The following is a 12,564-nucleotide window of genomic DNA, read 5'->3' as shown; positions in this document are numbered from 1 at the left end:
GTCCCGACATTGTCAGCGCTGGTATGCCACGGCACGTCCTGGTCGTCAGCCATTCGAATGACTTCGCAGGGTAGGTACTATGCGCCCCCGCAATTCACGTCTGCGGACCAAGGTCACGGCGTTGCTCCTTTCCCTGACAGCGCTCTGGGTCTTCGCCGCCTGGGTCACGCTGCGTGACGGCGTCAACCTGCTCTGGGTGTCACAGATCGACTCCAGCGTCATCGACCCGAGCGAGCCACTGCTCGTGGAGCTCCAGCGGGAGCGCCGGATGACGATGATCCGCCTCGGCAACCCCTCCTCCCGGACCCGGCAGGACCTCAAGACCCAGCGCCAGGCGGCCGACCGCGCGCGCACCGCCTTCACGACCGCCGCGCGGGCGTGGATCGTGGACTGGGCGCTGGACGACGACGGCGTCGACCGTCTGAATAAAACGTTCAAGCGCCTGGAGGGCCTCGACACCATCCGGCAGACCGTGGACGCCGGCCAGCTCACCCGCGCCCAGGCCGCCACCACGTACGACGAGATCATCGACTCCTTCTACGGCATGTACAGCCTCATCGGCGCGGTCGACGACCAGGGCATCGCCAAGGACGTCCGCACGCTGGCGATGCTCAGCAAGGCGCGCGAGCTGATCTCCCGCGAGGACGCGATGCTGGCCGGCGCGATCGCCCAGGGGCGGCTGAACGTCGAGGAGAAGACGAAGTTCACCGAGACGGTGGGCGCCTGGCACGTCATGACCGAGCAGGCCGCCATCGACCTGCCCGACTCCGAGCGCCCCGGCTACGACGCGCTCATGCTGAGCAACGGCATCGTCCGCCTGCACAACCTGGAGACGCTGGTCGCCGAGTACGGCGGGGGCCGCGACGGCATCCCGTTCGGCGCCGAGCAGTGGGCCTCGGCCACCGAGCGCGCGCTGGCGGAGTTCAACACGTTCGTCATCGGCGCGGGCGACCGCGTGGTCGAGCGGGCCACGCCCGTCAGCATCGGCGTCATCATCCGCCTGGTGCTGGCCGGCGGTCTCGGCCTCATCGCGGTCATCGCCTCGATCGCCCTGTCGATCTCCACGACCCGCCAGCTCCTCGCCCAGTTGCAGAGGCTGCGCGACGCGGCGCACGAGCTGGCCGACGAGCGGCTGCCCGGCGTGGTGGACCGCATCGGCCACGGCGAGAGCGTCAACGTGGCCGTCGAGGCGCCGGCCCTGGAGTTCGGCGACGACGAGGTCGGCCAGGTCGGCCAGGCGTTCAACACCGTGCAGGAGACCGCTCTGCGGGTCGCCGCCGAGCAGGCCGAGCTGCGCCGCAGCATCCGCGACATCCTGCTCAGCCTGGCCCGGCGCACGCAGGGCCTGGTCCACCGGCAGCTCACCGTCCTCGACGTGATGGAGCGCCGCGAGACCGACCCCGAGGAGCTGAAGGAGCTCTTCCGGCTGGACCACCTGGCGATCCGCATGCGGCGCAACGCCGAGAACCTCATCGTCCTGTCCGGCTCCTCCCCCGCCCGCACGTGGCGGCGGTCCGTGCCGATGGTGGACGTGGTCCGCGGCGCCCTGGCCGAGGTCGAGGACTACACGCGCGTCACCATCACCCCGATGGGCGACGTGGTGCTCGTCGGCCGGGCCGTCGGCGACGTCATCCACCTGCTCGCCGAGGTGATCGAGAACGCGGTGTCGTTCTCGCCGCCGTACACGACGGTCCAGGTCAGCGGCCAGCTCGTGGCCAACGGGTACGTGATCGAGGTCGAGGACCGGGGCCTGGGCATGAAGCCCGAGGACCTGGAGTCGGCCAACGAGCGCATCGCCGACCCGCCCGAGTTCCGCATCACCGGCACCGCCCGGCTCGGCCTCTACGTGGTCAGCCGGCTGGCCGAGCGCCACGGCATCCAGGTGGTGCTGAAGGCGTCCCCGTACGGCGGCACGACGGTCGTGGTGCTGCTGCCGCAGGAGCTCGTCCAGGCCGACGACACCCCGAAGCCGCCCGAGGACCTGCCGGCCACGCTGCCGCGCCGGCAGACCGGCCTGGCCACCGCGCCGCGGCCGGTGAACGGCGAGAACGTCCGCACGCTCAAGGTCGCCTCGAACCGCAGGGCGCTGACGCTGGAGCCGGACGAGCTGACTGACCTCCCCGAACCGAGGGAGCCGGCCGACCTCGGCCGTCCACGCAGGGTCCCGAACCATCGGAGGCCGGAGATGGAGCAGCCACCACGACAGCCGGAGCCGGCGCCCGAGCCGCCGGCCACGGACGGGCCGTCCGCGCCGGCGTTCACGCCCGGCGGGCTGCCCCTGCGGGTGCCCCAGGCGAACCTGGCGCCCGCCCTGAAGGAGGAACCGCCGCCCGCGCGGGCGGCGGAGGAGCACGACGATGACGAACGCTCCCCGGAGGAGATCCGGGCGATGATGGGATCCCTGCAGTCGGGCACCCGCCTGGGCAGGTCCGATGCGGCCCGACTCATGGGCGAGCAGCGACCGGGAGGCGACACGTGACACCGAGTTCCGGCACGGACCTCAACTGGCTGCTCGACGACCTGATCGGGCGCATCCCCGAGGCGGAGCACGCGATCGTGCTCTCCTCCGACGGGCTGCTCATGGCCTCCTCGGCGGCGCTGGAGCGGACCGACGGCGAGCACCTGTCCGCGGTGGCGTCCGGGCTGCAGAGCCTGGCCAAGGGCGTCTCCGAGCGGGTGGAGGGCGGCGCGATCAGGCAGACGGTGGTGGAGTGGAAGTCGCAGTTCCTCATCGTCACCAACGCGGGCGAGCGGGCCTGCCTGGCGGTCCTGTGCACGCGCAACGCCGACATCGGCCTCGTGGCGTACGAGATGGCGATGCTGGTGGCCCGGGTAGGCCAGTACCTGACCTCGCCGGCGCGCGCCGGCGAGGCCGTGGCCGGGGGCGACAGGTGACGCCTCCGGCGGATCACGACGAGGAGCACTGGGTCGATCCGGAGATCATCCGGCCCTACGTGGTGACGCGCGGCCGCACCCGGCCCGCGCACGGCCGGTTCGACCTGATCTCGATGGCGCTCGCGGTGGGGCCGCTGCCGGGTCCGGACGCGGGGCTCGATCCCGAGCACCTGCGGATCCTGCAGCTCTGCCGCGAACCCAAGTCGGTGGCGGAGATCGCCGCACACCTGAACCTGCCCGCGGGCACGATCCGCGTGCTGCTCGGCGATCTCTTCGACAGGGAGCTCGTCTCGGCCCAGGAACCGCAATCCGAGGTGGACATGCGTGACGTGAGGATGTACAGGGCGGTGCTCGATGGTCTTCGGTCGCTCTGAGCGCCCGCGCCTTCCCACGGCGATCAAGATCCTGATCGCCGGAGGCTTCGGCGCCGGCAAGACGACGATGGTGGGCGCGGTGTCGGAGACCCGGCCGCTGCGGACCGAGGAGGTCCTGACCGACCGCGGCATCGGCGTCGACGACATCTCCGCGGTGGAGGCCAAGCGGACCACGACCGTGGCCATGGACTTCGGCCGGATCACGCTGTCCAACGACTACGTGCTGTACCTGTTCGGCACGCCCGGCCAGGAGCGGTTCTGGTTCGTCTGGGACGAGCTGGCCGAGGGGGCGCTGGGCGCGGTGATCCTGGCCGACACGCGGCGCCTGGCCGACTGCTTCCCGTCGGTGGACTACTTCGAGCGGCGCGGCACGCCGTTCGTGGTGGCGGTGAACTGCTTCGAGGGGGCGCAGACGTTCGAGCTGGACGAGGTGCGCATGGCGTTGCAGCTCGACCCGTCGATCCCGATCGTGATGTGCGACGCGCGCAAGCGCGACTCCAGCCGCGAGGTGCTCATCACGCTGGTCAAGCACTCGGCCCGGCTGCGCGCCGAGCCCGTCGGCACCTGACGGCCCCACCCCATGGCGCAGGGCCCGGCCGTCCGGCCGGGCCCTGCGCCATGGGGGCGCGGGTCAGTGCTGGGTGGCCTTCTCGGCGCCGACGCCGGTGAGCGAGCGGACCTCGATCTCGGCGTACTTGGCCGCGTTGTGCTCCTTGCTCAGCACGGTGCCGAGCCAGCCGCACAGGAAGCCGAGCGGGATCGAGATGATGCCCGGGTTGCTGAGCGGGAACCAGGCGAAGTCGGCGTCCTTGAACAGCGCGGTCGGCGACCCGGACACCACCGGCGAGAAGATCACCAGGATGAGCGCGGAGACCAGGCCGCCGTAGATGGCGCTGACCGCGCCGGCCGTGTTGAACCTCTTCCAGAACAGGCTGTAGAGGATGGCCGGCAGGTTGCCGGAGGCGGCGACGGCGAAGGCCAGCGCCACCAGGAAGGCGACGTTCTGCCCCTGCGCCAGGATGCCGAGGCCGATGGAGACGGCCCCGATGACGAACGCGGAGATGCGGGCCACCAGCACCTCCTCCCGCTCGGAGACGTTGCCGCGCTTGAAGACGTGCGCGTACAGGTCGTGGGCGAAGCTGGAGGAGGAGGCGAGCGTGAGGCCCGCGACGACGGCCAGGATCGTGGCGAAGGCGACGGCGCCGATGAGCGCGAGCAGGATGGTGCCGCCCACCTCGCCGAGGAACGTCTCGCCGACGGCCTTGGCCAGCAGGGGCGCGGCGGTGTTGCCCGCCTTGTCGGCGGCGGCGATGGCCTTGCTGCCGACCAGGGCGGCGGCGCCGAAGCCGAGGACGAGCGTGAGCAGGTAGAACACGCCGATGATGCCGATGCCCCACAGCACCGACTTGCGGGCGTCCTTGGCGGTGGGCACGGTGTAGAAGCGGATGAGGATGTGCGGCAGGCCTGCCGTGCCCAGCACGAGGGCGAGGCCGAGGCTGATCAGGTCGATCTTGCCGGCCAGGCCCTGGGCCTCGGTGCCGTACTTCAGGCCGGGGATGAGGAAGTTGCCGCCCTTGCCGCTCTGGGTGGCGGCCTCGCCGAGCAGCGACGACAGGTTGAAGCCGTAGTGGCCGAGGACGAGGATCGTGATCAGCGCGGCGCCGCCCATGAGCAGCACGGCCTTGACGATCTGCACCCAGGTGGTGCCCTTCATGCCGCCGAACACCACGTACACGATCATGAGGGCGCCGACGCCGACGATCGTCAGCGCCTTGCCGGACGGTGAGGTGATGCCGAGCAGCAGGCCGACCAGGGCGCCGGCGCCGACCATCTGGGCGAGCAGGTAGAAGATGCTCACCGTGATCGTGGAGACGCCCGCGGCGGTGCGGACGGGGCGCGGGCTCATGCGGAAGGCGAGCACGTCGGCCATGGTGAACTTGCCGGAGTTGCGCATCAGCTCGGCGACCAGCAGCAGCGCCACCAGCCAGGCCACGAGGAAGCCGATGGAGTACAGGAACCCGTCGTAGCCGGACAGCGCGATGATGCCGGCGATGCCGAGGAAGGAGGCGGCCGACATGTAGTCGCCGCCGATCGCCAGGCCGTTCTGCGCGCCGCTGAAGGACCGGCCGCCCGCGTAGTAGTCGGCGGCCGTCTTGGTCTGGCGGCTGGCCCAGAACGTGATGCCGAGGGTCAGCGCGACGAAGGCCAGGAAAAGGGTCGTGGCGAGCGCTTCGGAACTCATCGGGTCTTCTCCTCGACCTCGTGGCGGAGCTTGTCGGCGATCGGGTCGAGCTTCTTCTCGGCGTGCCGCGCGTACGCCCAGGCGATCCAGAACGTCGACACGAACTGGAGCAGGCCGAGGACAAGGGCGACGTTGACGTTGCCGAACAGCTTGATGCCCATGAAGTCGCGGGCGAAGCCGGACAGCACGACGTACAGCAGGTACCAGGCCAGGAACGCCACGGTCATCGGGAACGTCCAGCGGCGGAAGCGCCGTTTCAGGTCCTGGAACTCGCTGCTCGTCTGCACCTGCTCATAAACGGACGCGTCATGTTCTTGAGTCGTCACGGAGACCTCCACTGTGATGCGGGTCACGCACACCGTAGGAGCGCAACCTACCCGTAGTGGAGGCCCTCTACCTGCTCGTTCGCCGAGCCGCTTGCGGATGGCGACCAGATGAGCGGCGCTTGCGGTGAAAGGTCCCATTCGCACGACGAACGGTCGCCGCGCGATCTCACCCCTTGACGGCGCCCGCGGTGAGCCCCTCCACGATGTAGCGCCGGATCGCGGCGAAGAGCACCAGCGTCGGGATCACCGACACCACGGTCGCCGCGGCCATCGACCCCCAGTCGATGTCGTACTGGGTGATGAAGGAGTTCATGGCCACCGGGATCGTCTTGGCGTCCTCGCTGTCGATGAACGTGATGGCCAGGAACAGCTCGTTCCAGCACTGCACGAACGCGAAGACGAACGTCGCCGCGATGCCCGGCAGCATGACGGGGATCACCACGCGCACCATCGCCGCCAGCCGGGAGGCGCCGTCCACCTGCGCCGCCTCCTCCAGCGCCACCGGGATCCGCTCGTAGAAGCCGCGCATGATGATCGTGGCGAACGGCACCAGCATGGCGACGTACACCACCATGAGGCCCGCCAGGTGGTTGAGCAGGCCGAGGTCGGACATCAGCAGGTAGAGCGGCCCGAGCGCGATGAACAGCGGGATCATCTGCGTGACGAGGAACGCCAGCATCAGCGCGCCCCGGCCCGGGAAGGAGAAGCGGGCCAGCGTGTAGCCGCCGAGCACCCCGATCACGGTGACGGCCGCCGCCGCGGCCAGCGAGACGAGCAGGCTGTTGACCAGGTACGCGCCGAAGTCGGCGAAGGAGAACAGGTCGGCGTAGTGCTCGAAGGTCACCTCGCCCGGCCAGTACCGCAGCGGCATGGAGAAGATCTCCGCCTTGGGCTTGAGCGAGGTGACGGTGATCCAGTACAGCGGGAACAGCGTGATCAGCAGCCAGACGGCCAGCACGGTCCCCTTGGCCAGGCGTCTCATCGGGACCTCTCGAATCGGGTGGCGTTGAGGTAGAAGACGCTGAAGGCGAGCAGCAGGCCGAGGACGAGCATCCCGACCGCCCCGGCGCGGCCGTAGTCGCCGCCGATGACCTGCTGGATGAGGAACGTCGTGATGATGTCGGTGCCGCCCGCCGGGCCGCCCCCGGTCATCGCGTAGATGAGGTCGGGGAAGTTGAGGATCCAGATGATCCGCAGCAGCACGATCAGCGCCAGCGTCGGGCGGATGTGCGGCAGCGTCACGTGCCAGAACTGCCGCGCCCGGGAGGCGCCGTCCACCGACGCCGCCTCGTACAGCTCGGCCGGCACCGACTGCAGCGCCGCCATGATCATGATCGCGAAGAACGTCACGCCGTACCAGACGTTGGCCACGATCACCGACGTCATCGCCCAGCCCGGCGAGGCCAGGAACCCGATCCGCTCGTCGATGATCCCGGCCTTCAGCAGCAGGTCGTTGACCACGCCGAACTGCCCGTTGAACATCCACCGCCACAGCAGCCCGATGAGGAAGCCGGACATGGCCCACGGGAAGAACACCCACGCCTGGTAGAGCGCGCGGCCCCGGAAGTGCCGGCGCAGCAGCAGCGCCAGCCCGAACCCGAGGAAGAACTGGAAGAACAGCGAGACCGCCACCCAGGTGCCGGTGTTGCGCAGCGCCGTCCAGAACCGGTCCTCCGCCAGCACCGCCCGGAAGTTCTCCAGCCCGACGAACGGCGTCGAGGTGATGTCGAACAGGTTGTAGCGCTGGAAGGCGATGACCGCGCCGCGGATCATCGGGTAGTACGTGAACAGCAGCACGAACAGAGCGCCCGGCAGCAGGCACAGCGCGACGAACCTGGCCTTGCGCCCGGTGAAGGCCGGACGGGCGGCCTGTGCGGCCCGGCTCATGAGACCTTCTTCGCCTGGTCCGCCCAGAACGCGTCCCACGCCTTCAGCACCTCGGCGACGCTCTTCTTGCCGGTGATGAGCGCCTGGACGTCACGGTCGGAGTCGGCGATGAACTGGCTCCAGCCCGGGTAGTCGACCGGCCGGACCGTGATGACCTGCTTCGGGTCCTGCTGCGCCTCCAGGTACGCCTTCCACGCCCCTTGCGAGAACTGCGGGTCGCTCTGCGCCTGCCTGGAGATCGGGATGAGGGAGTTGCCCTTGGCGAAGGCGATGCTCTGCTGGGCCTCCGACAGGTACTGCACGAGCTTGACCGCCTCCTTCTGGTGCGTGCTGAAGGAGGTGACGCCCCACCCGGCGTAGCCGACCGGCTGGAAGGCGTAGCCCGACGGGCCCTTCGGGATGGGGGCCGTGGACCACGTCTTGACCCCGCTCTCCTCGACGGTCTTGATGACCTCCGGGTCCTGGATGAGCATGCCGGTGACGCCGGAGGTGAAGCCCTGGACCATCTCGGGGTAGCCCCAGGAGACCGAGTCGGGCGGCGACGCCTCCTTGAAGATCTTGACGTACAGGTCGAGGGCCTGCGCGGCCTCGGGGGTCGAGAAGATCGTCCGCTTGTCCTTGAGGAAGAACGACTTCTGCGGGTCGAGGGCCTCGCCGTTGTACGCGCTGATCATCATGACCGCGTAGTCGGCGCCGCCCTTGCCGCCCCGGAAGGAGTAGCCGAAGCGGTCGCCGGAGGTCATCTTCTTGCCGGCCTCGTACAGCTCCTGCCAGGTCTTCGGCGGCTGGGCCAGGCCCCAGTCGGTGCGGTAGAACAGCGTGCGCTGGTAGAAGCCGTACGGGTAGAGGTAGGCCTTGCCGCCGACCTCCACGGCCTTCTTCTGGGCCAGCTCGGTCAGGTCGGCCCAGCCGGCCCACTGCGTGGTGGGCAGTTCGGCCAGCCAGCCGTTGTTGGAGAAGGACTTGGCCGTGTGGTCGCGCACCTCCAGCACGTCCAGGTCCTTCTTCGTCTGCAGGATCTGGGTGATCTTCTGATCGGCGCTGTCCAGCGGGGGCGAGACGAGCTCCACCTCCACGCCCGGGTTCGCCTTCTCGAAGCCCTCGATCAAGGTCTTGATCAGCTTGGTCCGCTCGGGGCTGGTCAGGCTCTCGATCATGCGCAGCCGCACCTCCCCCGAGGAGGAGCCGGAGCCGCACCCCGCGAGGAGGAGGGCCGTGGCCATGGCGGCGGACGAGGCGGACAGGAGGGGGGTTTTCATCTTGCCTCCGCACGGGATGAGACAGCGCTGTCAGCGTGCAGGTCACGCTAGGCGACCGACCCCCTCCAGCGCCAGTCCCAGGTCCTTGATCAATGTGTCGGCCGGCTCCAGGCCCACCGACAGCCGCACCAGCCCGACGGGGATGCCCATGGTGGCCCGCACGCTCTCCTCGACGGTCAGGGCGGGCGCGTTGACCAGGCTCTCGAAGCCGCCCCACGACACCCCGACGCGGAAGTGCCGCAGCAGGTCGATGAACGCCCCGGCCTCCTCGCGCGAGTCGGTGTCGAGCTCCAGGCTGAACACGCTGGAGAAGCCCGACATCTGCCGCACGGCCAGCGCGTGGCCCGGGTGCGAGGGCAGCCCCGGGTGGTTGACGCGCCGCACGGCCGGGTGGTCGTCGAGGAAGCGCGCCACCGCCAGCCCGCGCTCCTGGTGGGCGGGCATCCGCACGGGGAGCGTGCGCAGCCCCTTGATGACCTTGGCGGCGTCGTGCGGGGACATGGCGGCGCCGTAGAGCTGGTACTCGGTCAGCGCGAGCGGCCTGATCAGCCGCGACGGCCCGGCCACCACTCCGCCGACGAGGTCGCTGTGGCCGCCCACGTACTTCGACAGCGAGTGGATCACCAGGTCGACGCCCATGGTGAGCGGCTTCTGGAAGATCGGGGTGGACCAGGTGTTGTCCATCACCGTCACCAGGCCGCGCTCGGCCGCCCACGCCGTCACGGCGGGGATGTCGAAGATCTCGTAGCGCATGTAGGAGGGCGACTCGAAGTACAGTAGACGAGTGCTCTCTCTGATAGCGCTGTCACCACTGGCGAGATCGTCGACGTGCGTATGCGTGACGCCGAACTTCTCCAGGTAACGCAGGAACTGGGTGGTCGGCCCGTAGACCGCGCCCAGCACCAGCACATGGTCGCCGGCCGACACCAGCGACGAGATCGTCGCCGCGATGGCTCCCATCCCGGAGGCGAAGCACTTGGCCCGCTCGGCCCGCTCCAGCGCCGCCAGCTTGCGCTGCGCGAGGTCCACGGTCGGGTTGGTGCCGCGCCAGTAGACGTAGCGCTCGTCCTCGTTCCTGATGGCCTCGCCCAGCTCGCCGGCGCCGGCGAAGGTGAACAGCGAGTTCTCGAACACCGGCGGGTTGACCGCGCCCAGCATCCACGGTTCGTCCTCGCCCAGCCGGCCACAGATCCAGTCATCGTCCATGGGGGCACAGTAGTATGACCGCGCGCAAACCCACCATGGAGGACGTGGCCCGCAAGGCGGGCGTCAGCCTGAAGACCGTCTCGCGGGTGGTCAACCAGGAGCCGCACGTCAGCCCCGTCCTCCAGCGCCGGGTGCAGGAGGCCATCAGCGCGCTCGGCTTCCGCCGCAACGAGGCCGCCGCCCGCCTGGCCCGCGGCGCCACCATGCTGACCATCGGCCTGATCATGGAGAACATCTCCAACGAGTTCTACTCGCGCCTCGCCAAGTCGGTCGAGGCGGCGGCGGCCGACCACGAGGCGCTCGTGGTCTTCGGCTCCTACGAGGAGCGGCCGGAGCGGGAGCGGATGCTGGTGGAGTCCATGTACGCCCGGGGCGTGGACTCGCTGATCATCGTGCCCTCGGCCGCCGACCACGGCTGGCTGGCCGAGCACGGCGGCCTGACCGCGGTGTTCGTGGACCGGGTGCCGCACGGCCTGGAGCGGGCCGACGTGGTGCTGCTGGACGACGTCCGGGGCGGCCGGATGGCGACCGAGCACCTGCTGGCGCGCGGTCACCGGCGCATCGCGCTGATCTCCGACGACGAGGCGCTCAGCTCGGTCCACGCCCGCGCCACCGGCTACCGCGCCGCGCTGCGGGAGGCCGGGGCCGGGGTGGACGAGTCGCTGGTGGTGCGGGGCGTCTTCGACCCGTGGCGGGCCGGGCACGAGGTGGCGCGGCTGCTGGAGCTGGACGACCCGCCCACGGCGTTCTTCGCCACCAACAACCGGGCCGCCATCGGCATCATCCAGGCGCTGCGCGAGCGGCCCGAGCGCCCGGCGTACGTGGGGTTCGACGACTTCGCGCTGGCGGACGTGTTCAATCCGGGGGTGACGGTGGTGCGCTACGACGTGACCCGGCTGGGGCGCAGCGCCGTGGACCTGCTGCTGAGCCCCTCGGACACGCCGCGCCGGGTCAAGGTCCCGGTCGAGCTGGTCGCCCGCGGCTCCGGCGAACTCCCCCCGCCCGCCCGCTAGCGGGGGGAGCCGGAGCGTCAGGCGCCGGTCATCGCGGCGTGCAGCCGCAGGTACGGCTCGGCGTCCTTCGGCCGGTGCTGCCGCTGGAGCGTACGGCCGAGCAGCAGGCACGCGTACCCCTCGGCCGGGTCGCGCTCCAGGATCAGCCGGAGCTGGGCCTCGGCCCGGCCGAGCTGGGCCGAGTGGTAGTAGGCGCGGGCCAGCAGCAGCCGGGCCCCCAGGTTGTCCGGCGCCGCCGCCACCACCTCGGCCAGGATGCGGGCGGCCCCGATGTAGTCCTTGGCGTCGAAGAACAGGCGGCCGCGCTCGTACTCCTCGGCCAGCTGCTCGATCTTCTCGATCGGCATGTCACTCCTCTCCCGGGACGGGCCCGTCGGCGTGCGGGACGCGGTCGGCGGGGACGACGCCCAGGCGGCCGGCCTGGTAGTCCTCCATCGCCTGGATGATCTCGGCGCGGGTGTTCATCACGAAGGGGCCGTAGTGGACGACCGGCTCGCGGATGGGCTGCCCGCCGAGCAGCAGCACCTCCAGGTTCGGCTCGGCCTGCGGCTGGGCCGTGGCGGCCTCGACGGTGAGCGCGCCGCCCGGGCCGAAGAGGGCGAGCTGCCCCTTCTGGACCGGCCTGCGCTCGGGCCCGGCGAAGCCCTGGCCCGCCAGCACGTACGCGAGGGCGTTGTAGCCGGGGTTCCACGGCAGCTCCAGCCGGGCGCCGGGGCTCACGGTCGCGTGCACCATCGTGATCGGGGTGAACGTGACGCCCGGACCGGCGTGCCCGTCCAGCTCGCCGGCGATCACGCGGAGCAGCGCGCCGCCGTCGGGCGAGGCGAGCAGCGCCGCCTGGCGGCCGCGGATGTCCTGGTAGCGGGGCAGGTGGAACTTGTGGGCGCGGGGCAGGTTGACCCAGAGCTGGACGCCGTGGAACAGCCCGCCCGAGACCACGAGGTGCTCCGGGGGCTTCTCGATGTGCAGCAGCCCCGACCCGGCGGTCATCCACTGGGTGTCGCCGTCGGTGATCGTGCCGCCGCCGCCTTGGGAGTCCTGGTGCTCGAAGACGCCGTCGATGATGTAGGTGACGGTCTCGAAGCCGCGGTGCGGGTGCCAGGGCGTGCCCTTGGGCTCGCCGGGCGCGTACTCGACCTCGCCCATCTGGTCCATGTGGATGAACGGGTCCAGCAGGGACTGCGGCAGGCCGGCGAACGCGCGGCGCACCGGGAAGCCCTCGCCCTCGAAGCCGCTGGGCGCGGTCGTCACCGACCTCACGGGGCGCCGTCCGGCGAGGGCCGGGTCGGGTACGGCGACGCGGGGCAGGGTCAGGGTGTCGGCGGTGATGGCGGGCATGTCCCACCTCCATTTGATTGAAAC

Annotated in this window: 13 protein-coding genes; 5 read left to right on the top strand and 8 right to left on the bottom strand. The window is 70.4% G+C overall.

Annotated features, from left to right (window positions below):
* Positions 1 to 121: 121 nt before the first annotated feature.
* From HT134_RS41505 to HT134_RS41490, 4 genes are read left to right on the top strand one after another with little or no spacing between them, the layout of a single operon-like run.
* Positions 122 to 2,479 (top strand): sensor histidine kinase, encoded by a 2,358-nt coding sequence (locus HT134_RS41505; protein WP_246366476.1) that lies wholly within the window; start codon positions 122 to 124, stop codon positions 2,477 to 2,479.
* On the top strand, positions 2,476 to 2,895 hold the full coding sequence (locus HT134_RS41500; RefSeq protein ID WP_175605996.1) for a roadblock/LC7 domain-containing protein: 420 nt from the start codon (positions 2,476 to 2,478) through the stop codon (positions 2,893 to 2,895). Before HT134_RS41505 ends, HT134_RS41500 begins: the two co-directional genes overlap by 4 nt.
* Entirely contained in the window at positions 2,892 to 3,269 is a 378-nt protein-coding gene (locus HT134_RS41495; protein ID WP_175605995.1) for a DUF742 domain-containing protein, read from the top strand. Before HT134_RS41500 ends, HT134_RS41495 begins: the two co-directional genes overlap by 4 nt.
* On the top strand, positions 3,250 to 3,837 hold the full coding sequence (locus HT134_RS41490) for a GTP-binding protein (protein ID WP_175595261.1): 588 nt from the start codon (positions 3,250 to 3,252) through the stop codon (positions 3,835 to 3,837). The genes HT134_RS41495 and HT134_RS41490 overlap by 20 nt, the downstream gene beginning before the upstream one ends.
* A gap of 63 nt (positions 3,838 to 3,900) precedes the next feature.
* On the opposite strand, the gene HT134_RS41485 is transcribed toward HT134_RS41490, so the two are convergent.
* From HT134_RS41485 to HT134_RS41460, 6 genes are all read right to left on the bottom strand, one after another.
* On the bottom strand, positions 3,901 to 5,511 hold the full coding sequence (locus HT134_RS41485; RefSeq protein WP_175605994.1) for a monocarboxylic acid transporter: 1,611 nt from the start codon (positions 5,509 to 5,511) through the stop codon (positions 3,901 to 3,903).
* Complete coding sequence (locus HT134_RS46515) at positions 5,508 to 5,837, bottom strand: DUF485 domain-containing protein (RefSeq protein WP_312888832.1); 330 nt, start codon at positions 5,835 to 5,837, stop codon at positions 5,508 to 5,510. The genes HT134_RS41485 and HT134_RS46515 overlap by 4 nt, the downstream gene beginning before the upstream one ends.
* Before the next feature lie 166 nt (positions 5,838 to 6,003).
* Positions 6,004 to 6,819 (bottom strand): carbohydrate ABC transporter permease, encoded by an 816-nt coding sequence (locus HT134_RS41475; RefSeq protein WP_175605992.1) that lies wholly within the window; start codon positions 6,817 to 6,819, stop codon positions 6,004 to 6,006.
* The gene (locus HT134_RS41470; RefSeq protein ID WP_175605991.1) at positions 6,816 to 7,724 is read right to left on the bottom strand and encodes a carbohydrate ABC transporter permease; all 909 of its coding nucleotides are present in this window, start codon (positions 7,722 to 7,724) and stop codon (positions 6,816 to 6,818) included. The genes HT134_RS41475 and HT134_RS41470 overlap by 4 nt, the downstream gene beginning before the upstream one ends.
* Positions 7,721 to 8,983 carry an ABC transporter substrate-binding protein gene (locus HT134_RS41465; RefSeq protein WP_175605990.1) on the bottom strand — a complete coding sequence of 421 codons (1,263 nt, stop codon included), beginning with the start codon at positions 8,981 to 8,983 and terminating at the stop codon, positions 7,721 to 7,723. Before HT134_RS41465 ends, HT134_RS41470 begins: the two co-directional genes overlap by 4 nt.
* A gap of 42 nt (positions 8,984 to 9,025) precedes the next feature.
* On the bottom strand, positions 9,026 to 10,189 hold the full coding sequence (locus HT134_RS41460) for a trans-sulfuration enzyme family protein (protein WP_175605989.1): 1,164 nt from the start codon (positions 10,187 to 10,189) through the stop codon (positions 9,026 to 9,028).
* A 14-nt stretch (positions 10,190 to 10,203) separates the two neighbouring features.
* On the opposite strand from HT134_RS41460, the gene HT134_RS41455 reads away from it, so the two are divergent.
* Positions 10,204 to 11,202, top strand: a complete 999-nt coding sequence (locus HT134_RS41455; protein ID WP_175605988.1) for a LacI family DNA-binding transcriptional regulator — start codon at positions 10,204 to 10,206, stop codon at positions 11,200 to 11,202.
* A 17-nt stretch (positions 11,203 to 11,219) separates the two neighbouring features.
* Here the strand turns inward: HT134_RS41455 and HT134_RS41450 are convergent, their stop codons facing one another.
* Entirely contained in the window at positions 11,220 to 11,549 is a 330-nt protein-coding gene (locus HT134_RS41450) for a tetratricopeptide repeat protein (protein ID WP_175605987.1), read from the bottom strand.
* Position 11,550: 1 nt separating this feature from the next.
* Positions 11,551 to 12,540, bottom strand: a complete 990-nt coding sequence (locus HT134_RS41445; RefSeq protein WP_175605986.1) for a pirin family protein — start codon at positions 12,538 to 12,540, stop codon at positions 11,551 to 11,553.
* Positions 12,541 to 12,564: the final 24 nt, after the last annotated feature.

The sequence above is a fragment of the Nonomuraea rhodomycinica genome (assembly GCF_013363995.1).
Taxonomy (GTDB): Bacteria; Actinomycetota; Actinomycetes; order Streptosporangiales; family Streptosporangiaceae; genus Nonomuraea; species Nonomuraea rhodomycinica.
The sequence above is the reverse complement of the archived record's forward strand: the minus strand, read 5'-3'. Positions and strand labels throughout refer to the sequence as shown.

What these genes read in the sequence shown, in the direction of transcription:
- HT134_RS41490 (WP_175595261.1), top strand. Translation starts at nt 3,250, where the DNA reads ATGGTCTTCGGTCGCTCTGAGCGCCCGCGCCTTCCCACGGCGATCAAG.
- HT134_RS41485 (WP_175605994.1), bottom strand. Translation starts at nt 5,511, where the DNA reads ATGAGTTCCGAAGCGCTCGCCACGACCCTTTTCCTGGCCTTCGTCGCG.
- HT134_RS41475 (WP_175605992.1), bottom strand. Translation starts at nt 6,819, where the DNA reads ATGAGACGCCTGGCCAAGGGGACCGTGCTGGCCGTCTGGCTGCTGATC.
- HT134_RS41470 (WP_175605991.1), bottom strand. Translation starts at nt 7,724, where the DNA reads ATGAGCCGGGCCGCACAGGCCGCCCGTCCGGCCTTCACCGGGCGCAAG.
- HT134_RS41465 (WP_175605990.1), bottom strand. Translation starts at nt 8,983, where the DNA reads ATGAAAACCCCCCTCCTGTCCGCCTCGTCCGCCGCCATGGCCACGGCC.
- HT134_RS41460 (WP_175605989.1), bottom strand. Translation starts at nt 10,189, where the DNA reads ATGGACGATGACTGGATCTGTGGCCGGCTGGGCGAGGACGAACCGTGG.
- HT134_RS41455 (WP_175605988.1), top strand. Translation starts at nt 10,204, where the DNA reads ATGACCGCGCGCAAACCCACCATGGAGGACGTGGCCCGCAAGGCGGGC.
- HT134_RS41450 (WP_175605987.1), bottom strand. Translation starts at nt 11,549, where the DNA reads ATGCCGATCGAGAAGATCGAGCAGCTGGCCGAGGAGTACGAGCGCGGC.
- HT134_RS41445 (WP_175605986.1), bottom strand. Translation starts at nt 12,540, where the DNA reads ATGCCCGCCATCACCGCCGACACCCTGACCCTGCCCCGCGTCGCCGTA.